This window comes from Sporosarcina sp. (assembly GCF_029257255.1).
Lineage (GTDB): Bacteria > Bacillota > Bacilli > Bacillales_A > Planococcaceae > Sporosarcina.
In genome coordinates, this window is the sequence record NZ_JARICI010000082.1 from 1 (window position 1) to 21,566 (window position 21,566).

The 21,566-nt window shown below is 41.7% G+C and carries 19 protein-coding genes; 6 read left to right on the plus strand and 13 right to left on the minus strand.

Translation table 11 applies throughout. From position 1 onward, the window contains the following. Both Q1J64_RS15345 and Q1J64_RS15350 read right to left on the minus strand, forming a co-directional pair. Positions 1 to 581 (minus strand): flavin-containing monooxygenase (locus Q1J64_RS15345; RefSeq protein ID WP_301109985.1); only part of this gene is annotated, 581 nt, incomplete at its 3' end. 24 nt (positions 582 to 605) lie between these two features. Beyond that, positions 606 to 1,538: an alpha/beta hydrolase gene (locus Q1J64_RS15350; protein ID WP_301109986.1), complete on the minus strand. Its 933-nt coding sequence runs from the start codon at positions 1,536 to 1,538 to the stop codon at positions 606 to 608. Positions 1,539 to 1,719: 181 nt separating this feature from the next. Between Q1J64_RS15350 and Q1J64_RS15355 the strand changes: the two genes are divergently transcribed. The 3 genes from Q1J64_RS15355 (at position 1,720) to Q1J64_RS15365 (ending at position 4,750) form a co-directional block, all read left to right on the plus strand. After that, a complete protein-coding gene (locus Q1J64_RS15355; RefSeq protein ID WP_301109987.1) occupies positions 1,720 to 2,409 on the plus strand; it encodes a helix-turn-helix domain-containing protein in 690 nt (229 codons plus the stop codon). 412 nt (positions 2,410 to 2,821) lie between these two features. Next, positions 2,822 to 3,262, plus strand: coding sequence for a cell wall hydrolase (locus Q1J64_RS15360; RefSeq protein WP_301109988.1), 441 nt, complete (start codon positions 2,822 to 2,824; stop codon positions 3,260 to 3,262). 354 nt (positions 3,263 to 3,616) lie between these two features. Continuing rightward, positions 3,617 to 4,750 (plus strand): CapA family protein, encoded by a 1,134-nt coding sequence (locus tag Q1J64_RS15365; protein WP_301109989.1) that lies wholly within the window; start codon positions 3,617 to 3,619, stop codon positions 4,748 to 4,750. 71 nt (positions 4,751 to 4,821) lie between these two features. Here the strand turns inward: Q1J64_RS15365 and Q1J64_RS15370 are convergent, their stop codons facing one another. The 7 genes from Q1J64_RS15370 to Q1J64_RS15400 form a co-directional block, all read right to left on the minus strand. Further along, positions 4,822 to 6,180 (minus strand): S-layer homology domain-containing protein, encoded by a 1,359-nt coding sequence (locus Q1J64_RS15370; RefSeq protein WP_301109990.1) that lies wholly within the window; start codon positions 6,178 to 6,180, stop codon positions 4,822 to 4,824. Positions 6,181 to 6,450: 270 nt separating this feature from the next. Continuing rightward, positions 6,451 to 7,521, minus strand: coding sequence for a S26 family signal peptidase (locus tag Q1J64_RS15375; RefSeq protein WP_301109991.1), 1,071 nt, complete (start codon positions 7,519 to 7,521; stop codon positions 6,451 to 6,453). Beyond that, positions 7,518 to 8,012, minus strand: coding sequence for a sigma-70 family RNA polymerase sigma factor (locus Q1J64_RS15380; protein WP_301109992.1), 495 nt, complete (start codon positions 8,010 to 8,012; stop codon positions 7,518 to 7,520). Before Q1J64_RS15380 ends, Q1J64_RS15375 begins: the two co-directional genes overlap by 4 nt. 19 nt (positions 8,013 to 8,031) lie before the next feature. Further along, the gene (locus Q1J64_RS15385; protein ID WP_301109993.1) at positions 8,032 to 9,300 is read right to left on the minus strand and encodes a polysaccharide deacetylase family protein; all 1,269 of its coding nucleotides are present in this window, start codon (positions 9,298 to 9,300) and stop codon (positions 8,032 to 8,034) included. Positions 9,301 to 9,460: 160 nt separating this feature from the next. Next, positions 9,461 to 10,924: an S-layer homology domain-containing protein gene (locus tag Q1J64_RS15390; RefSeq protein ID WP_301109995.1), complete on the minus strand. Its 1,464-nt coding sequence runs from the start codon at positions 10,922 to 10,924 to the stop codon at positions 9,461 to 9,463. 135 nt (positions 10,925 to 11,059) lie between these two features. Continuing rightward, positions 11,060 to 13,330: an S-layer homology domain-containing protein gene (locus Q1J64_RS15395; protein WP_301109996.1), complete on the minus strand. Its 2,271-nt coding sequence runs from the start codon at positions 13,328 to 13,330 to the stop codon at positions 11,060 to 11,062. Between the two features lie 547 nt (positions 13,331 to 13,877). Beyond that, positions 13,878 to 14,270: a hypothetical protein gene (locus Q1J64_RS15400; protein ID WP_301109997.1), complete on the minus strand. Its 393-nt coding sequence runs from the start codon at positions 14,268 to 14,270 to the stop codon at positions 13,878 to 13,880. 145 nt (positions 14,271 to 14,415) lie between these two features. On the opposite strand from Q1J64_RS15400, the gene fabG reads away from it, so the two are divergent. Next, positions 14,416 to 15,159, plus strand: coding sequence for a 3-oxoacyl-ACP reductase FabG (fabG, locus tag Q1J64_RS15405; protein WP_301109998.1), 744 nt, complete (start codon positions 14,416 to 14,418; stop codon positions 15,157 to 15,159). 58 nt (positions 15,160 to 15,217) lie between these two features. On the opposite strand, the gene Q1J64_RS15410 is transcribed toward fabG, so the two are convergent. Next, the gene (locus tag Q1J64_RS15410) at positions 15,218 to 15,694 is read right to left on the minus strand and encodes an OsmC family protein (protein WP_301109999.1); all 477 of its coding nucleotides are present in this window, start codon (positions 15,692 to 15,694) and stop codon (positions 15,218 to 15,220) included. Positions 15,695 to 15,735: 41 nt separating this feature from the next. Next, the gene (locus Q1J64_RS15415) at positions 15,736 to 16,320 is read right to left on the minus strand and encodes a TetR/AcrR family transcriptional regulator (RefSeq protein WP_301110000.1); all 585 of its coding nucleotides are present in this window, start codon (positions 16,318 to 16,320) and stop codon (positions 15,736 to 15,738) included. A 110-nt stretch (positions 16,321 to 16,430) separates the two neighbouring features. Between Q1J64_RS15415 and Q1J64_RS15420 the strand changes: the two genes are divergently transcribed. Next, complete coding sequence (locus Q1J64_RS15420; RefSeq protein WP_301110001.1) at positions 16,431 to 16,982, plus strand: hypothetical protein; 552 nt, start codon at positions 16,431 to 16,433, stop codon at positions 16,980 to 16,982. Between the two features lie 73 nt (positions 16,983 to 17,055). Here the strand turns inward: Q1J64_RS15420 and Q1J64_RS15425 are convergent, their stop codons facing one another. Next, on the minus strand, positions 17,056 to 17,673 hold the full coding sequence (locus tag Q1J64_RS15425) for a HutD/Ves family protein (RefSeq protein WP_301110002.1): 618 nt from the start codon (positions 17,671 to 17,673) through the stop codon (positions 17,056 to 17,058). A gap of 68 nt (positions 17,674 to 17,741) precedes the next feature. After that, positions 17,742 to 18,533, minus strand: a complete 792-nt coding sequence (locus Q1J64_RS15430; RefSeq protein WP_301110003.1) for a hypothetical protein — start codon at positions 18,531 to 18,533, stop codon at positions 17,742 to 17,744. Positions 18,534 to 18,844: 311 nt separating this feature from the next. On the opposite strand from Q1J64_RS15430, the gene Q1J64_RS15435 reads away from it, so the two are divergent. Then, positions 18,845 to 21,400 (plus strand): CBS domain-containing protein, encoded by a 2,556-nt coding sequence (locus tag Q1J64_RS15435; protein ID WP_301110004.1) that lies wholly within the window; start codon positions 18,845 to 18,847, stop codon positions 21,398 to 21,400. The last annotated feature ends 166 nt before the right edge of the window (positions 21,401 to 21,566 follow it).

The window sequence follows — 21,566 nt, forward strand, 5'->3', positions numbered from 1 at the left end:
ATTTCGGGCATAGCTTGAACTCCACTTGAACCGTTACCAATGACCGCTACCCGTTTACCTGTAAAATCAACCTTAGTGTGCGGCCATCTTCCAGTATGATACTGTTCACCTTTAAATGTATCCACTCCATCGAATTGCGGCACATTCGTTGTGGATAAACAACCTACCCCACTGATAAAGTATTTCGTTTCAAATACTTCATCTTTATCTGTAGTGATCTCCCAAACCTTTTTCTTATCATTAAAACACGCTTTTGTAACACGGGTTTTCAGTTGTATATCAGATCTTAGATCAAGCTCGTCTGCAACAAAGTTTAGATATTCTAAGATTTCAGGTTGAGAAGCATATCGGTCCTTCCAACGCCATTTCTTATATAAGTCTTCGGAAAAAGTAAAGTTATAATAGATTGAATCAGAGTCACATTTTGCACCTGGATAACGACTCCAATACCATACACCACCCACTCCATCTGCCGCCTCTATAACACGTACAGATAGTCCGCGTTCCTTTAACTTATGCAACATATAAAGCCCTGCAAAACCAGCACCTATTACAATGGCATCATATTGATTAGTCTCCAATTTCTAACCCCCTTTTTAAATGACTTATTTCGTTGGTACTAAACTTAAAAATTTCACAATTGCATCTACTGTTGTCTTTGTCTCATCAGCAAATAATGACATATTGCTAAAGTAACCGTGTATACTTCCTTCTAATTGCAGATAGTCAACTGAAACACCTGCTTCTTTCAATTTGTCACGGTATTGAATTCCTTCGTCTACCAGGACATCATTTTCTGCTGCTATTATAATTGCTGGAGGTAAATTTTCTACATTTTCATGAAGCAATGGAGACACATAAGAATTTTTGAACTCTTCCTTATTTTTTACATAATACTCACCAAACCAAATCATTAAATCTTTATCCAGACCATGCCCCTCTGCAAACTTTTCATAGGAAGAAGTTGTGAAATCAAGATTGGTTACAGGGTATATCAAAGCTTGAGCAGATATGGAAGGGCCATTATTCACTTCGCTCAAAATGGTCATGACCGTTGCAAGATTTCCCCCTGCCGAATCCCCTCCAACCACAATATCAGTCGCTACTGCATTTAACTCGTCCGCATGATCATTTGCCCAGCAAAGTGCTGAATAACTATCCTCAACTGGAACCGGAAAACGATACTGAGGAGCTAATCGATAATCTACTGAAACCACGACACGACCTGATTGTTCAGCTAATAAACGACAACCCGCATCCGAGGTCTCCAGGTCCCCGAGAACCCAACCACCGCCGTGATAATAGATAAACAGTGGAAATGGACCACGGCCGGTTGGTGTATAGATACGAATGCCAATTTCTCCGTCATTCACAGAAATAGTTCTATTTTCAACCTTTGCAACAGGTGGTACCTCAATTCCCTCTATAAGTGGGGCTGCACTCATTGCCTCTTGAACTTGTTGAGCAGAAAGACTTTGTAATAAAGGGCCACTGTAAAACGCATCTAAATACTGCTTCGAACTGTTTGATAATCCCATTTTACTAACTTCCTTTCTAATCTAATTTTGCATCGTTTTGTATGCAACTTCAGTATAACCAAACCAACCTATCGTGAATATTCCTACTATTGTATATAATTATCATACCTATCGGTTACTGTTTGAAGTTGCTCTACTACTTTTTAGGGTCCAAGCATACATTGCGTAAAGGGGTGATACGATGCAGTTAACTTCATGGACTATTGAAGAAAAATTACAGAATACTTTACATTTCCAAACTCAAGAAGAGCAAATATGCTATATTCTTTCAAGCTTTGAAGAGATCTTTTCCTTTGAAAAAATTTCATTTTATCGATTTAGCCCAATAGGATACGTGGCGGAAGGTGTAGCACAACTCGAAAATGGAAACTTCCGAACAATCTCCTATATACGTGATGATATCCGCTCATTACCTATTATTAAAAGGGTTGTAGCCGAACGAAAAGCATGCTGCTATTCCGGTCAAGATATTATTACGCTCATATCAAGTCGCTACAATCGTGATCTACCTTTACAAGCATTAATTGTAGTTCCCATTTTCGTCAACAATCTAACTATCGGTTATATTTTAAGCGAATATATTCACCATATTCCGCAAGTAGATGGACAAGCAATAGAGTTACTTACATTATTCGGCGGTATAGCTGGCAGGGTACTAATTCAACCTCAAAAGATTTCACATCCAAAATTAAGTCCGCGCGAAAACGAAATTTTACGAGCAATCGCCAATGGCTTATCGACTAAGGAGCTTACTGACATTTTAGCTTTAAGTGAAGCCACTATAAAACAGTACATTAAATCATCTTTTGTCAAACTGGGTGCTAAAAACCGCGCTCATGCAGTCTCAATTTATCTTGCTCCCAGAATTTAAAAGTTGATAGTTTTTACCGAGATGTATGTAAATGAATGAAACATAAAATACTACAGTATCTAATTAAGTATTTTTATAGACATAAGTCACTCATCTAGTAGAATGGTTGATGACAGACTTCTCTCTGTCTATTAAAATTTACTGTCTTGATAAATAAAAAGCTATTTGTATGTATGAAGTAATTATAATCGGCGGCCAACGTTGTGAATAGGTCTCGATCTTCAGCAAAAAGCGCTTTCTACGGTCCACAATTTTCAAAAGAAAACAAAAGCACCTCTCAGATAACAAAAATATACTACTTGGTTTTAATAGAATAGAATTAATGTTTAGTATTACGTAGTTTAGTTCTGACTTTCAGAAATATAGACATCATCGAGGATTTTTTCACATAGAATATGTTTGAGGTGAAAAAATGCCAAGAGTTAAATACAGAGATTCAGATGTTGATTTAATGGCAAGGATGATGCGGGCAGAGGCTGAAGGCGAAGGGCAGCAGGGAATGCTATATGTCGGCAATGTTATTGTAAATCGCGCGATAGCAGACTGTTTGGATTTCAATGATGTACGAAGTATTAATGATGTCATTTTTCAGATTCAGGGCGGGAATTATTCATTTGAAGCGGTCCAAAAAGGTAATCTATTCTACCAGCGTGCACGAGAAACTGAAAAAAGGCTGGCAAAACAGAACTTAGATTCTTGGAGACAGCACCCGGCGCACTATGCGCTATGGTATTTCAATCCGTACGGTCCTTGTCCTCCAACCTGGTACAATCAGCCGTTTACCGGACAATTTAAAAGCCATTGTTTTTATGAACCGCTACCAGGTACTTGCGATAGTGTGTATATGGGTTAGATTGATGTCAATAGGAGCTCTCTGTCAGCCGTGACAGGAGTTCCTGTTTTTTTTCACAAAGTGAAACTATTGCTGATCGAATAGTAATAGCGAATTTGCATAAGACAGCCATACGAAATCAGTCTACAATCAGCTGATATCATATGGTTTTCTTTCTGTTTTATAGCTGTAATATGCTTGTACAACTACTTACGCACTTTATATTATGGCACCTTCTGTTTCTAGTTTTCATATGGTATAATTAGATGATTTTAACAGTATAGGGGAATATTTATTTAAAACATAGAAATGTGAATCTGATTTTTTGCGTGCTCATTACATGACGATTTCGCATTTTGATATGGAGAGTGGAACGTGAAGACAAAGTGGCTTATCGCTATCATGTGTATGACCTGGGTCGTATGCGGTTATCTTTTATGGGATCATTGGACAGAAAGAAATCAATCCCTATCTGTTACCATGGTCAAAGATGAAACTGAAGTTAATAATAGAGATGAGAGTAATAACGTAGAAGAAAACGTAGAGCAGCAGGTAGAAAATACCGTAGTGAACACCGCTACCATCGGGATGATTGGTGATGTACTGCTACATTACCCCATCTACACGTATCCAAGCTTTGACTTTGCATTTGCAGCAGTGAAAGAGAAGACGAAGGGTATTGATTTCCTGCTCGCCAATCAAGAATCCATGCCGGCAGGTGCTGAACTCGGGCTGTCCACTTATCCTATCTTCAACAGCCCAAAACATATCATTCACGACCTCCAGCAAATTGGCGTGGATATGATTTCAATGGCCAACAATCATACGTTGGACAAGGGTGAAATTGGTGTGTTGAAGTCCATCGAGCATGCCAGAGAGTATAAGATGAAGTATGTCGGTGCCTATGATTCATTTGAAGATCAGGAAACTGAGAGAATTGTCGAAGTAAACGGTATTCGCATTGGCGTTATTGCCTATACGTATGGAACAAATATTGGGTCGGCTCCACCTGGGAAGGACTATTTAGTCAACATAATCGACCGCCAGAAGATCGCAGATGATATTCTTAAAATCAAACCTTCTGTTGACGTGACGATTGTTTCTTTACACTGGGGCCCTGAATATGTGATTCAAGCTTCAAAGGAGCAGGAGGAGCTCGCAGAGTATATTTCCGTAGCAGGTGCAGATGTAATTTTTGGACATCACACGCATGTGCTGCAGCGGTATAGTGAAGTCGGAAATGCTAAAGTGTTTTACTCACTGGGCAACTTTTATTCCGCACAGCCTTATGAATATACAAACTTCGGAGGTATTGCGAGACTGACGGTGACGAAAGAGAAAATCGGTGGTAATTCAACCGTTACAATTGAAGATCCACGTTTTTATCCGACCGCCGTCATTAAAGATGAACAGAATCGCTTCAAAGTCGTGCCGCTGGAAAATGCAGGTCACGTCATCAGATATAATGATGCGTGGGTGGAGAATCATGTGGGCGTACCTAAATGGTGACAGCAACAGAATAATTAGTCATAAATAAAGTCATCCCTTCACTCGTAATTGAGCGAAGGGATGACTTTATTTTATTTCTTCAGTGCATGTCTCTTTCCTTTTGTATCCGTCACGACTAACTTCGTTTCGGTAACTTCCATATCTTTTGCCATGATCGCTGACATTTTGCTCGTCTTTCTATCAAGCAGGCTATATTTGAAAACACCTTTTTTATTGAAATAATACATCGTCGAATGGTCAAAGAGCACCGATTTATTGTTTTGGCTCACTTGTGGATGTTTAGAAGAAAATCTCACATCATCAAAGATCACACGCGCATCAAAGACCAATTCTTTTTTCTGATTTTTGCCGTCCATGGAGGCCGAATACAACACCAACGGATCATCCATGAACTTATCTGAATTAAACGTGTAATCAAAGTAGCGCTCTTTATTCTTTTCATTCGTATAGAAAATCCGGTCATTCCAGATAAACATATTGCGGAATGTGAAACCTGAAGGTTGATTCATCTCTACCACGTTCTGCCCATTCAAATTAAACTTCACCAAACCATAAGCTATTGGTATTTCGCTCATTTCGCCCACAGCACTCCAATAAGGAAGATAGATCTCTTCGTTATAAACGATAAGCTGAAAACCTGGCATCAGAAAGACTTTGAATGTATCATCTGTCGGCATATCTTCATTTCTTATGATCACTTCCTGCAAACCAGTCTTGTTATTTTTCTTACTGACATGATTAGCATATTCACCTGAACTAACAGTATATGAAAAACCATTTCGCTCTACTACTTTCCCTTTTGCACTGACATAGGAGTGATATTCGCTGAGTTTCATTGAATCATCCATTGCACGCACTAGAAAGGCCGAAAATTGTGCGCGTGTAACAGAATCGGCCGGCATAAACTTGCCGTGGGAACCGCCAGTAACACGCTGTTTGGCGATTCCGTTAATATCCTGATAAGCCCAGTGTGCAGGAGTGACATCAACAAACGTCGCCTGTTTGTCTAACGGCATTTTATAAGCTCGGCGCAGGATGGCAGCCATTTGCGCACGTGACGTTTGTTCGCCCGGACGTATGAATCCGTTATCTCCTCGCAGAATTCCTTTTTCATTTACAGTTGCGAGAATCTGATAATATGGAGAAGTTTTCGCTACGTCCTTAAACTGAACGGAAGTATTATTGGTCAGCGGAATTTCCAGCGCCTTAATAAGCATAGCGGCTGCCTGCGCTCTTGTAATCGGCTGATTCGGTTTAAACGTTCCGTCCGGATAGCCCCCGATGATATTGCGTTCGGATAAGTACATGATTTCTTTCTTTGCCCAGTGCGTATTTACGTCCGAAAATTGAGACGTCGCCTGCACTTGAAATGGCAACACCGCAAAAGTCAGCAGCAGCGTCATAAACAGTACGATTAGTTTACTTTTCAATTTATAGACCTCCCTTTAGTAAAAATGCCTGTGCAATAGATAATCGCGCAGGCATTTTTTATTTTTTTAAATACAGAGTAGAACAGATCGGCCTGCTTTATAGTAAGCGGTTGGTTGACGGCTTGTTTTCTAAACAGTTACCGATTTGTCATCTCTGTTATTTCTTCATGTTATGTTAAAATCAAGACGGTAAAATCTATATCGCGAGCGGTTGGTTGACAGCTTTTATGGAACAGTTACCGACTTGATTATAACACATTTTTCTGTTAATCAGTCTTCCAGTAACCATTGCGCTTGCGCGTCCATTCCCATAATGAACACGTGCTCTGCTACACCTTGACGACCATACTGATAACGTACTTCTACTTGATTCTCGGAAATCGCTGTCGTCTCCCGATAAGCTGCTTCCAAAAACAGCTGCTCCACTTTGTTCGACTGCGCTAACTTTGCAGACTCCTGTAATTTGTACTCACCAAGAAGCTGGTCGTAAAGATATAAATCAAACGTCTGCTCCGGTGTATATTCACGGTCAAGCTGTCCTGCTAAGTAATCCAGATAAATTGAATCTGTTCCTTCTTCTGTTGCTACGCCTGCCACTTTCCCATAAATCTTGTGGACAGGTGTAATCGCTGCCCCCTGAATCGTTTCACTTGCAGGGAAATGATTTAAAAGAAGATATTCCCGTGCGTTCAGCAGCTGATCATAGCCTCCTGCAATCTTGACTCCAGTTTCTTCATAGCGCTCCATAATATTGGACTTCAGATGTTTCCCATTTATCTTCAACTGCCCATCTTTCAGAACGACACGGTCTCCCGGAACCGCAATCACTTCATAATACGCATCCGCATATGTCGGCAGATGGCTGGACGTATTGGTCATAGTACGCACAATATCGCCTGCTTCATAAACAATCTCATCATATAAATTTGCCTGGCGTTCGATGACTGTATGAAACGCATCAGGACTTCCCTTCAATGAAAATCCTTCTCGATCCACATAATACAGCCCATCTACTTCATCGAACTGCGGCAGCTTGGCAAACTCCTCATACTCCACAGTTGAAAGTTGCTGCTTCTTTTGCAATGCAGAGATTTCCGCCAAATCATCCAACGGGTCATAAGGCGTGCCGGGTCCTTCGTCAGATGAAAGCTGATTAAATGGACCGATGGTGAAAATTAGCAACAGCGCGACTACGGGGATGGCTGCACTGACAAACATGACCGACCACGGACGTTTTGCTTTGGCGGGCTGCAGCTGATCATGCACACGCTGTTTAATCCGGCGTTCCTGTTCAGATGTATCGCCCATCATCTGATCAAGTTTACGTTTGAATTCATTCATTGCTCCACCTCCTCTTCGTCAAAAAACTCCTTCATCTGCTGTTTCGCCCTGCGCAGCCTGGTCTTCACCGTATTTTCATTGAGCTGCAAATAACTGGCGATTTCCGCTATCGATTGCTCGTCATAATAGTATAAAATTAATGGCTCCCGATACGTCAACGACAGCTTAAAAAGGTTTTCTTCCAGAGCTGCCAGCCGCTCCTGTTCAATCATTAGTTCATCAGTACCTTTTGTCGATGCAAATACCGTATCGAACAGCACATCTTTTTTATGTTTCCAGGAGCGCAGATAATCTTTGGCTCGATTCGCTGTCATCTTGGTTAAATATGTTTTCAATGAAGCCTCATTGCGAAACTGATCACTCTTTTGAAAATACGTGACAAATACTTCTTGCACAATATCCTCAGCTGTCGACCAATTCTTCACATATAAATAAGCGATGCGCACTAAATAACGCGAATGCTCACTCATTACCTGATCAATTCCATTCATTTGCGGAAATCACTCTCTTCTATGGCCAGGTCATATTACCGTCAACATACACAACAAAATCCTCAAATGGCCTTTTTTCTGTTATGCCAAACCGGTTCACTTCATAATTCGACTTATCCATATTTGCATATCCTTCTGTGGTTGTAAAGCCGATCAATAATCCGACCTCTTTTGCCGCAGCAACAAATTTATCATTATAATGACCGTATGGATAGGCTATTGAAACAGCCCCTGGGACTTGTTTCAAATTGTTCTGCAGGTCCTTCACGAGCTCATTTGTTGTACGGTGCAAGGCAAACCCTTCACGGTCATCTGTCAGTTGATGCAGCTCATCGGTATGCGCTTCGAAGTGAAAGACGTCTTCCATTTCCGGCAAGTCCTCAGCCGTGATATATTTTAAAAGTTCCCCGCCAGCAAACATTGGCGCATGATGCCCTCTGTCCATTCGCGAAGAAATGATATGATGAGGAGCCGTAAATCCGTATTTCTTCAAGACCGGGTACGCATATTCTTTTGATGATAATAGCCCGTCGTCGAATGTGATGATGATTGCTTTGCTCGGGACGACAAGCCGCCCCTCTAAATAATTAAAAAGTTCCCGTGACGTCAGCGTATGGAACTGTTGATCCGCCAGATAGTCCATCTGCTGTTCGAAACTTTCTAATGAAACCGTGCTTAACTCTGTAGTCATTAATTCACGCGGCAACACTTGGTGGTATACAAGCACGGGCAGCCCTTCATCAAAATCAACGGACTGCTTATGTATGTATCCCGGACGTTCCCCGATTTTTATGATATACCAGTCCTCTTGCTCCTGAACAACTGGATAGCGGTAGCCTTTTTCCAGCTGCATCAACATGTCGCTTTGCAGATCAGCCGATTCATAAACAATCGTCTGTCGCAGCGTGTTAACTGCCCCAAGCCGCTCTGTATTTCCAACCGTCTGCAATTTGCGCTTTTCAACCACCGACTGCCCTTTGCGGACATACGCAGACATTTTCCCCAGACGCAGTTCGTAATAATCTTCATCTTCACTCATAATCGCAACGGGCTGGCCAGCTTCCAGTTCTCCGATCTTCACTAATGTAGTTTCTCTCATATACATCGGCTGACGTTCCTGCAATATCAATACTTTCTCAAACTCTGTTTTTGAATCCTTTTGTATAAGCTGCGCAAAAACTTTTCCGTGCTGCTCATTGACAAACGGCAATCCCCATTTCAATCCGCTTCCTGCCGCCAATAAAAACAGTACCCCAATTATCAGTACCCCAGCAATCATTCTCTTCATTCTCTTTACCTCCGCTTTCATTCAGGCACCGTACAGACGGAGAAATTCAGAAAAAGTTTCAAATCTTTTTGAAAAGATTTTCACGATAAATGAATGCAGCCCGCAAGAAAGGAAAAGACATTTCTTTACCCCATTCAGAGTAAAGAAATGTCGTTAGTTTTTACGCTCCAGTTTCTATATCCCTATAGACAATAGTATTTATGATAGGTCCAATTTTACTGACCCTCACATTAATTCCCTTTATTGACTGTATCTTGTTATCAGGCAGTTTAATATCGAAATTGCCTTCCTTCTTCCCGTTAACTTTTAAAATATTGGTAACGGGGTCTTTTGTCACTTCCGCAATCTCCCCGGAACCTGCCGGCAGAACATGTCTGCCTTCCCCCATATCCAATTCGGCAGACGGTCTTTCTTCTACCGTACGAATTCTATAAAAGAATATAGAACTTTCCTTTGTTGCTTCAATCCCATAGCGAATTTCATTTCCATCAATGAAACGGAGTGTAGCAATATACTGGCCTTCTTTTTCGATATCTATTCGGATATTACGTGATGTACCGTCTGCATTCGTTTGTTCCTGATCAGTACAAGCATTGGTAGTAAATGAATTACACCTTGTGAAAGGTACACTGTCTGAGAGGACTTTTCCGTCGATTGTAGAAAGTGCAACATTCACCACTTGTTTTTTATTGTCAGTATTCATTACTGCCTTTGTAGTCAGGAAATCATCTGTTTCCTTTAGCGTCAGCTTCAGCTGGCCGTCCACTTCTTTGATGTCAACATAATAGGCGCGGTAATATCCCTTTTGGGGTTCATGATAACCCACCTCCACAGAGAATAAGCCCGATCCCTCTTTAAGTGGTATTAAATGAACCGTATCAAGTGCCTGGTTATCATATTTATCACTGCTCCATACAACTTCAAATAAATCGGAACCCGTGTTATAGTCTGAGATACCCATAAACCGGGTCCAGCCAAAGTCTTTTGCCCGCAATGTCGTAATCGGTGCTCTTGCTACCTCTGTTGCTTTCATCATTTTAGCAGCCTGTCCTCTTGTTATCGGTGCATTCGGGCTGAATGTGTCAGCTGATGTACCTGTCGTGATACCCATTTTGTAGATGATCAAAATATTCGGGTCATGTCCTGTGCCCCGTGACACATCCGTAAACGGACTTTCAGATGCTTTGAAACTATAGCGCGGCAGATCAAATGCTTTCACAAGAATCGATGCCATCTGCGCGCGGGTGATCGGGTCATTCGGCCCAAAACGTCCGTTGCCATAGCCGTTGATGATCTTTTTCTCCGCCATGGCTGCGATTGCCTTATAATAACCGTTCGCTGTTGAAACATCTTTAAATCCAGGGTTCTTGACGTTCTTCGTGTCCAGTCCGACAAGCTTCGAGATCATCGCAGCTGCCTGTCCTCTCGTAATCGAGTTTCCTGGTTTGAATGTGCCGTCAGGATAGCCGCCTATAATATTTCGTTCAGCTAACTCATAAACCGCTTCCGCAAAGTGCTTGGTAGACGGCACATCTGAGAATTGCTTCGTATTTGCCGCTTTACCGGATAGCGGCAGACTGAATGCCAGCAGCAACGCTCCTAGTGTGATAAAAAATTTCTTCATGTGTAAACTCTCCCTTTCTCTCTCTTGTTAATAAGTTCAATAAAGCCGATTCCTCTGTTGATGCACTGTACAGACGACGTTTTTCAATAAAAGTTTCAAACTTTTTAAGTTCTTTTATCCCATTGGCGTTTTCTATTAAAGTGCATCAGTATGTTCGATGCCTGCGGGTAATAATTCAGACATATTAATTCGTTTCAACCCTTCTTTGATTTTCGTTGTATAACCTTTATGATTTTTATTCATATAACTGGCTTTAGAACGCAAAAGACTTTCGAATACAGCAGATTTTGTTTCATCGATCGCTTTCCAGTTTTCATAGGAATTTATCAAATCTTCCAGTGTTAGATGTGTATAGTCTCTTCCGACAAATTCCCCGTCGGGTGCACGTTTATACCAGATATCTCCGTCATCCCTGATCCAGTCCTTCTCTTCCAGTTGAATCGCTTGTTCAATTGCACCCGCTGTTTCCAGATAGATAGGATCTTCAAACTCCTGGTAGGCAAATAAAAGAATATTCATCCCGCCCAGCAGATGGTTCATAGAGGTATGTGTACGGACGTTCTGCTTCACCGGGAAGTAATCGGGAATATAATAGGCATCTGAACTCACTGCACTGACATTCCCTTGCTCCTTCTGATGAACGAGTAAATCGGCATAATTACGCAACCCTTCATTGTAATCTTCATGTCCAAAAGCCATTCCACCCCTGTACAGAAACAGCGCAATCTGTTCATTAAAACGGGTATCAACAAACGGGGCTGTGAAGTTATATAAGTCCTTTAGGTAGGTACTTGTCACTTCCGTTTCCCAATAGGTTTTATCTCCTTTGAAATTCTGTAAATTAGTGAATGAATTCTGCAAAAGATCTTCGTAATAACGCTCCTGTGTCTCGTTGTATAGCAGCATCACACGGTCTTCTTTCATCAGCAATAAGTTGCGTCCATACACGTTTTCGGAAGAAGGCATCGGTTCGACAGTCACAGCCATTTTATTGTAAGCTCCTGTCGCTGTGTACCAGTTATTGCGTTTTTTATAATTAAAGGCTGTTTCTTTCATCCAATCATCGCGTCGTTGATTGGTCGTAAATAACTTGTCTGCCGAAGACAAGTACCAATGATCAACGACATCATGGCCATGTGAATCCAGTTTAATAATAGAGACACGTGTAGTTCCCAATAGCATATTACTGTATGTATCCTGTTCAACCAGCAGTTCCCGTGTATGACTGGAAGTACCATCCGCATAATTCATCTCCAATTCATGCGAGAAATACGTCTTCCCGATCATTTGCTGACTTAATCCTGCTTTCGTAAAAGTTTCAAGCACTCCACTGGGATAAGTTGTTAAATCCACACCGAACGTTTCATCTTTTTTGTTTTTCATAGGGTACTTACTAAAAGTTTCAAGTTTAGTTGATCCTATCCCCTCTTCAATCTGCACTACGTCTACACGAACTGGCAAAGCCTGCGGGTTTCGCAACTCAGTAAATACGAAGTAATCGCCATTTGGCAGCTCCCGTTTGGTCACTGTCAATGTTACTGAATCCAGTTCACTTTCGTTATATTGGTACATCACATCTGTCGCAGATTCGTAACGCTGTGTTTTTTTCGTCAGTAACTGGAAGTGATGATTCGAACGCAAAAACGTTTTATGATCATCCGTTAACGGTAATTCAATAAACTGCTCCGTATCATGCGTCGTTTCAAAATTCCCAGTAGTTGCTGGTTCATTGAAAGTAACCTGCTTTTTCCTTTCCAATAATCCCGATTGAATCATAGCCCGATGTATAAATACAGAAAATGTCCCCCTCGTAACAGGTGTCTTCGGATCAAAAGAACCGTCCGCTTTACCCCTCGAAATCCCATGTTGCTTAAGTATTTTCACACTCTCTTTATGAGATTCACTAATTAGATTACTGTCTGTGAAATGTACAGATGTACCTGTATCCTCTAAGTGAAACGCCTGAACAACAACACTCGCCATTTGTTCCCGCGTCAACAGATCTTCCGTTCCGAATGTGCCGTCAGGTTTACCGGTAAATATTTGTCCCTGATAGGCGCTCATTGCTCCACGTACATAAACAGATTCGGGACCCACATCCGCAAATACCGGTTGATATGGGAGTACGGGGGTTTTTATCGCATTGGCCAATACATTGGCAGCCTGCCCCCTCGTGATGCTGGCATCGGGTCTGAATTGAAGGTCTGGATAACCCGTAATGATACCTTCTTCTACCAGCTGCATAACTTCATCTTTTGCCCAGAATGCATCATCTACGTCAGAGAAACGCTGATTTTGTGATTCTGCACTAAAATTAATCTTCGGCAAACCGATGACAATAACTATTACAAATAACAATAGAATGCAACTTGGAACTTTTATCTTGTTAAAAATGGATAATGACATACCGATTCATCTCCGATACCTTTGATAGTCAGTGGTAAATGTACAAACAATCAGCAGAAACATTTAACACCATTTGCCTGAAGGCACCGTACAGACGAAGATATTCAAAATTTGTTTCAAATCTTTTTTACAATAATTGAGCCCCTCACCAAAATATGCACTGTTATGCCGATTTGGAGAAAATACAAGAACTCTACTTACGTCTGCTCATTGCTAATTTCAGCTTGCTGTATTGAAAGTATTTGTGAGACAGTTTTTTCTGTATGAACCCGACAGAATTAGCCAAGCAGCGCACCAAAACAGCGGTTGGCCGCACCAAACGGCTTCGGAATCGAACCAAAAACTGAAAGTGCCGCACATTAACCATGCGGCGCCGCGCGAAACCACTCCCTGAACGAACCAAAACAGCCGTTCACCGCGCCATACCGTCCGAATGCATCATCTAAAAAATTATCTCCCATCAAAAAAAGCATTCCCTCACCCCGTTCAGAGTGAAAGAATGCTTGTTATTCATTTACCTAATTATTCTCTTACACACACAAAGTTTTCACTTATCATACATTGCCTGAATCAGGTCATCAATTTCCTCTGCTGCCTGCATTTCAGTTTCTTGAATGGCATCCAATACTCCATTCTCCATTGTTTCCATACTAAACGTCTCCGTTTTCTCGTTTACGCAGCCCACGTACTTTTCGTAGGTCTCTTTGAGTTCATTCCCTTCTTTTTCAAAGGCATTTGGAATTTCAAGACCATTCATGTCTGTTAGAATCTGCTTAAAATCTTCAACTTTTGTCAGCCATTGTTCTTTCATTGAGGGAATATCTAGCTCTTGCTTTGCAATAAATTCTTCGGAAATTCCTTCATACTCCTCAGAAGCCACGATAAGTCGTTCGTGTAATTTTATGATTTTCTGTAAGTAATCTTTTCTACTGATTGTCATTCGATCATCATCTCCTATCGTGATTATACACTACTGCTATATCATCGTGAATTTCTATCTCATTTATACTTTCATCGGTATGAATCATCATTCAGTTATGGTAAAGTTACCTTACTATTCTATTAACTTTAAAGGAGTGTTGAGGATGGGGAAATTAGCAAATAAAGTAGCAGTCGTAACAGGGTCAGCGCAAGGGATCGGCGAGAAAATCACAGAGAGGCTACTCGCGGACGGAGCTTCTGTAGCAATTCTGGATGTTAACTTCGAGAAGCTCGAACAAACAGCTGCCGGATTGGATTCATCTGGTGAAAAGATTCTTGCATTAAAATGCAATGTGGCAGATCAGACTGAAGTACAAGATACATTCTCCACCATTTACAAGAAATTCGGCAAGATCGATATCCTCGTGAATAATGCAGGCATTACCAGAGATTCATTCTTTCACAAGATGTCAGCAGAACAATGGAATTCCGTAATAGACATCAATTTAAACAGCATGTTCTATACGTGTCAGGCAGTTATTCCAGGAATGCGTGAACAGAATTACGGTAAGATCGTCAATGTCTCTTCCTCTTCCAGCTGGGGCAATATGGGCCAGGCAAATTACAGTGCATCCAAAGCCGGTGTGATCGGGTTGACGAGAACGCTTGCCAAAGAAAACGGCAGCAAGCAGATAACTGTTAACGCCATAGCACCCGGTCAAATCAATACAGATATGACGAAAGATTTGCCCGAAGATGTGAAGCGAATGGCTACGATGCTGACACCAGCTGCCCGCATGGGAGATCCTGCAGAAGTAGCGTCGGTTGTCTCTTTCTTGGCTTCCGATGATTCAAGTTTCGTCAACGGCGAATGCATCAGTGTCAGCGGAGGGTTCCTAATAGTGTAATACAGAACAAAGACAAAGCCTTTCCCAATCATTCTGAGGAAGGCTTTGTCTTTGACTATTATAGAATATGCAGTGTGACTCGTTCATTTAGACTGGACAGAATGGGAGAACGTTCTGCTGCAATAGCTGCAATCTCAGATAATTTTCCTTTGTTGGCAGCTGAAGTTACCTTTAGTGTAATCATCGGTTTCGTGATGCCGCTATTTCCGCTTTGAATGCCTAAAAATTTAGCTTTATTAACCGTTCCATTGAATATAACTTCTGCTGAATCCACTATGATGCCTTCATTATAAGCTTCCAGATGGAAAAGTAAGCCGAAACTATTCGCTGCAGCAGCGAACATCAATTCAATCGGCATTACTTGATTTTCGCCAGGTTTTACACCTTTTACATGCATTTCTTGTAAATCTTTTACTTCCAATGAAATCATTTCTCCCACCACATATTTACACGTGCCTTGCCATTCACTGATCGCAAGTGATGGATTTTCTTCTATCATTCTCTTCATTTCCACCATGATTTCTACTCTGCTCAAACTTATTTCCTCCATTTTCGCTATACCGGCTCGCCATTTGTCTATATACAAATCGAATCAATATGATGGCTTATCGTTCGCCTTACCTTCTCGGCATCCAGTCGTTCCGGCTGGAGCAAAGCGTGGATTGCAATTCCATCAATTACCGAATATAGCCGTTCTGCTTCTAGATCTAAATCTAGATCTTTCTTCAATAAAGCGGATATCTCCAAATAACCTATTACTTTTTGAATGCTCTCCCAAACACCATCATCGGGAATAGGCAGCTCGTCTTTTCGATGGTTGACATACGCAATGAATGCAAACCATACTTCCATCTCTGCTCTTGTTTCTTTATTGAGCGGCACGATCTCATAAAGCACCGCCAGCACCATTTCCTTTGGCGACAGCTTTTGTCTTACAACCGTTTCAATTCGGGCAGTCGCCCTTTCTTGTACGAGCGTCATTGCATAGACCAGCAAGTCATCTTGGGTACAGAAATAATGGCGCAGAGCTCCAAGCGAGAGCCCCGCCTCTTCCGCTATATTCCGTACTGTCGCTCCTTCCATCCCTTTATCCAAAATGACTCGCCACATCGCCTCAGCAATCAATTGTTTACGCTCATCATGATTAACTAGTTTTGCCATATAACTAGTATAGTCTAAATAATACGTTGTAACAATACACTTGTATTAACAAGGTTTTCCATGATACGATAGAAAAACAATACAATTGTATTATATAAAGGGGTGATGTCATGAATTTCATTGCTTGGACGATTGTTGCCTGTGAAATAGGCTTTTGGGTCGTGATCTTGGCTGGGCTTATCACACGCTATCTATTTAAGAAGAAGAGACTTGGCTTGTTTTTTCTCGCTCTAACTCCCGTCATAGACTTGCTATTGTTAATCGTCACTGCGTCAGATATGTATAACGGAGCCGTGGCAACCCAAGTACATGCTATTGCTGCAATTTATCTTGGAGTTTCCATTGCGTTTGGTAAAAGCATGATTCGCTGGGCGGATGTACGCTTTCTTTATTACATCAAGAAGCAAGGCTCGAAACCTGAGAAGAAAACAGGTTACGCTCATGCACGTCATTCAATGAAAGGTTCCTTGCAACATGTGCTGGCATTTATCATCGGAGGAGCTTTTCTGGCAGGGATGATCTATTTCGTTGCAGATGCCGATAAAACGGAAGCATTGTTTCAAATGTTGAAGCTTTGGGCAGTCATTTTAGCCATTGATATTGGCATTTCCCTTTCCTATTTTATCTGGCCACGTGCGGAAAAAGTGAAAAGACATGCGTAAAAAGCCAATTCCACTGCGAATCGGCTTTTTTCTGTTTGATTGAAAATCATATAGTTATCGATGTAGTTACAACCTATTGAAAAACCACGCTTGCTCTAATAACCGTTGCTTCGACTTCAGCTTTATTGAAAAACTTGATAGAAACACAACTATCCAAACCCTCCCTATGTAACAGGAACAAGTCACCGTCTTCAACATCGAATTTTTCTTTATCATTAACCGTTAGATACACCGGACCATTTACACAATAAAACGCTTGAAAAGTTTGAAGTTCATTGGCATGTGGACTGACAATTTTGTAATCACCGTCTGTTTCTACAGTGATGGCTTCAAGTTCTCCGTTGCAACCTTTTGCCAGCATGAGATTGAAATCTCTTACTTTTCCATAACTTCGCGTTGTCCATCCTCCGTTGAATCGATCTTGTTCATAAGGTGTTAAATGTACGTGATGATGCCCTTCATGCTTTAGCGTCATTTCACCGTCAATTACCATAATGAGCCTATCTATAGTAGGAAGAGGAGTGAAAACAGACTCTTCTGCTTCAACCACAGCTGTACTAATTCTCCACTTGAAATTTTGTTGCGTATATTGTGCATCCTCTGGATAAATAGCTAGCTGCGTCGTGTCACCGCCGGACCATTCTGTCGTGATTTGCTCATCTTTTCTAATCAGTTGTATGGAATAGGACATGTAGAATATCCCCCTTTTTATTTCAGTAAGAAAAATCGTACAGGTACATCTTACTGGAAAATTCCTCTTTAAGACAAATATAACTCCTCCACCGAGACTGTATATTCTTCATGTATATCATGAAATAACGCTTCAGCTATTAACTGGCGCAGCACTCCACTGAAATATCCAGCTACATTACGTATTTTTTTCGTCTTCGTCGCCATGACACTAATCTTCGCTGAGCGATATGCCAATTCCTCAAATAACTCTTCTTTTCCTTGATGAATTTCAAAACGCAGCATGCGACCTGACTGGTATCTATAGATTGCAAACAGCTCTCTGGCTTTCGATGTATCTCCAGTCAGCGCAAGCAAATCCTTCATTTTCGTAAATAACGATGTGGATAACTTTTCATCTGCAGGATGAGACGTCTTTGGTAAGTCTTTACTGTTTTGAGATTTAGAGAAAGAAGGTTCCTTTTCTACAATCACCTCAGGAACCGTGTCTTTATAGGCTTCATTCATTGCCAGCGGACTGTTCATTTCCCCCTGGTCATCGATAGGCAAAATAACATAAATGTTCGCTCCCAGGCCATTCATTACAGGTCGGACAAAGTGATGACGCTCAATAATTTGCAGCTTTTCGAGTTTTCGAAGCGTGCGCCGAATCGTCGAGTTCGACAAATCCAGCTTCATTTCCATTGTTTGATGTTTCAAATGTGCAGCCAAATACTTCACAGAATAACAGCGAATCATCTCCAGTACTGCACGATCCGTTTTATTCATCGCATTCCAATGAATGTCCATATGCCGACGAGCCGCTGCATCCATTTCTTCTTTATTCGAAAACCTGGCGTAAGCCGAAAGATAATGAGTCATTAGAAAAACCCCTTTTTCTTTCTATATAGAAAGCAGGGATCAAAAAGGATACAGCAGCTGTAAATGATAAGGGTTTCAATTTGTCGGAAAGTTTTAACGTCGATGGATTGAGATGTTGTTGTAGAATATAACTATCGTATATATTGAATAAAACTTTTATACTTTATAGACTAATCAACGGTACTCAGTTACTTCTACAAGATAAGTCGTAAAATTAAACTTATATAGGTATCAAGATTCCAAAACTTTATAACACTAATGAAAACTATCCATATACTAAACATTATATTTTTTTACAGGAGGAACTGTAATTGCAAATTATTATATCACATGTAAATACCGACTTTGACGCACTGGCTTCCATGATTGCAGCAAAGAAGCTTTATCCTGAAGCGCAGTTGGTGATTTCAGATAAGCTGGAAACCCGGGTGCAGCGTTATTTGAATATCTACCGGGACATGTTCGACTTTGTGCCGAACGCGCATATCGACTGGGCACTCGTAACGGAGATGATCATTGTGGATGTCGCTTCTTTATCCCGTATTGGCAGTCTTCCACAGGACTTCGATCCAAAAACGCGGAATATCATCGTCTATGACCATCATCCAAAAAGCGAAAAAGATGTTCCGTACGATGAAGGTGTTGTAGAACTGACAGGGGCTGCCGTGACGCTACTCCTGGAAGAGATCCAGAAACGCGGGCTGCCGGTCTCGAAGTTTGAAGCATCTTTATTCGGACTCGGAATTTATACGGATACGGGTAATTTCACGTATAACAATACGACAATCCGCGATTTTCAAATGGCCGCCTATCTGCTGGAGCAAGGAATGAATATGGAAATAGTCCAGCGTTTCTCGGAACAGACACTGACATCGGAACAGCAAGATTTATTGGACAATCTTCTCGCCCATACCGAAATCCACGAAGTAGACGGACTGGAAATCGCTGTTTCTACCTATGGACTGGAAAAATTCCAAAATGGACTCGCTTTGTTGACGAGTAAACTACTTGGAGTCAAAGGAACTGATGCAGCTTTTGCCGTCGTCAAAATGAAAACGACCGTTGTCGTAGTCGGCCGTGCCAATTCCGAACGGATTACGCTGCTGCCAATCCTGAAAAAACTTGGTGGAGGCGGTCATAAACAAGCCGGTTCGGCCACTGTCAAAAAAGGTGATATAGAAGCAATTCTCAGCGAGCTGATTGAGGATCTTCCGACAATACTGAAGCCTGCAATTACAGCAAAAGAACTGATGACCAGTCCGGTAAAGACACTCTCCCCCGACACGACGATAGAAGAAGCTGGCCGCCGCATGTACCGCTACGGTCACTCAGGTTATCCAATTGTTGAAGAAGGTCGTTTAATCGGCCTGATCACTAGACGGGATCTCGATAAAGCGAATCATCACGGACTCGGACATGCACCGGTAAAAGCGTATATGACTACGAAAGTGTATACGATCGGTCCTGATGCTTCTCTCGAAGAAATTCAAGAACTGGTTATTGACCATAATATCGGAAGGCTGCCTGTCATCGTGGACGGTCAGCTCGTCGGGATCGTGACAAGAACCAATATTATTAAAGTGCTGCACAGTGACGTACTGACGGACCAGGTCGCGCAGGAAGGTCTGACAGCGGAAGAGCTGGCTGGAAAAATGGGAGAACAGCTGCCTGAAGAGGTCTGCCGACTATTGAAAGAAATCGGCAAGACTGCCAGCGAAATGAATACGCCAGTCTATTTAATCGGCGGGATTGTTCGGGATATCTTGCTGAACAGACCAAATGATGATATTGATATTGTGGCAGAAGGTGACGGAATTCATTTGGCAAGAGGGTTACAGGAAGCCTATGGCGGAGAAGTGCTCGAGCATGAAAGCTTCGGAACTGCAACTTGGACTCATCCGTCGGGGCTGTCTATTGACGTTACGTCTTCGAGACTTGAGTACTATGAACAGCCCGCTGCTTTGCCCGAAGTGGAGAAGTCCGTTTTGGGAGACGATTTGCAGCGCCGTGATTTCACCATCAATGCGATGGCAATCAGGCTCAATGAAGAATCGTTCGGTGAATTAATCGACCCGTTCGGCGGACAGTATGATCTGCTGGAACAAAAAATAAAAATTCTTCATAACATCAGTTTTGTTGAGGATCCGACCCGTATTTTCCGTGCGGTCCGCTTTGAAGGCCGTTTCGGATTTTCGATGGACGACCAAACAGAAAAGCTAGCTTTAGAATCCATCGATAAAATGACGCAATTAACCACACAGCGCATTAATGAAGAAATGAAACGTTTGTTTAAAGAAGGCATGCCACAGAAAGTCATCCGGCGGCTCTTTGAACTAAATGTATGGCAGCAATTCGGCATTAAGGAAAATCAAATGGAATCTTCCTGTGCAGCTGCTGAAGCATTGCAGAAGATGTACACCGAACAGGAACAACCCAGCTGGTTCGATTACTTTTTGATTCCGTTTTATTGCGACTCCAAACTGTATGCTGCAGAAAGATTTGCGCTGCTGAAGCCCGAGCGAAAATTGCTGGAAGAAATATCAGATTTACATGCATATGAACAGTGGGAGGAAACGCGCCAGGAAGGCGAATGGCATTTCTTGTTAAACGCTTATTCTGATGAAGCGATCCTGTTTATTCTGGCCGCCGGACAAGTGACAGAACAGCAGGCTGTCGTTGACTATTTACAGAAGCGACGAAATCTTACGAAGTACTTGACGGGCTCCGATTTGATGAAAGCCGGACTCAAACCTGGCCCCTCATTCTCTGAACTTCTGATGCAGCTGGAGGCATGCCAGTTGAATGGCGATGTCACATCGAAAGAACAAGCTGATAAGTGGTTACAAGAGTACGTATGTAAACAATAAGCGATAAAAAACCTTTTCTCATGATTTTTCAACTCGTTTATTTCACTGGCACAAACCTACATTAAAAACGAAAAAGAGTCCAAATTCACATCAGAATGGACTCTTAGTTTGTGCCTATATTCCAAACTCTAAGGTTAAGACACGACCGTTTTAGATTGGTTCTTAT